At 44.7% G+C, this 696-nt stretch carries 1 pseudogene; it reads left to right on the forward strand.

Annotated elements, in window-relative coordinates:
• Nucleotides 1–16: 16 nt before the first annotated feature.
• Nucleotides 17–696: pseudogene (locus R7Q46_RS27220) on the forward strand (hypothetical protein); the annotation flags it as partial.

Below are 696 nucleotides of genomic sequence, written 5' to 3' on the forward strand. Positions count from 1 at the left end.
TGTAATTGGAACATTTGTGAATTCTGGTTTTAACCGTTTTGGGCGTTTTTGCGCGTGGACGTTAGTCACTGTCTTGGTTTTTTTAGCCATTCTAGTGACCACTCTACGCGTCACATTGCCACAACTTAACCACTTCCAAGAAGAGATCAAAACCTGGGTCAAACAAGGCACAGGTTTTGACTTTTCTATCTCCAGCGTTGCTGGTTCTTGGCGTAATAGCCATCCCTCTATCGCGTTACTCGGCTTAGAAGCTAACTTACCGAATAACCAAGAAGCTCGATTCGCCGTTGATGAAATTCAAATTGAATTCGATTTGATTCAATCATTACTTCAGTTTAAGCCCGTCGTGGCAGACTTAACCATTCATAACTTGGCATTAGATATTCGCACGGTCGATCTTCTACCTACGTCGAGCAATCAAGAGCCGACCACTGATGTTGACCAAAATGAAGTTAAGCTGATTGATCAGCTGGACTCACTATTGCTGCGCCAGTTTGAAGACTTCACCATTACGAATTCACGCGTCTGGTACAAATCGGTATCGGGCGAAACTCGTCGACTCGATATTGAACAGCTTCGCTGGAGTAACCAAGGCAAACGTCACTTGGCGGAAGGCACAGTCAGTATTGCAGACGCTAGCCTGAATTCGCTGTTAGTAAATGCTAACTTTAAAGACCATGGTTCGCTGCGTGATGT

Source organism: Vibrio sp. 811 (assembly GCF_033339195.1).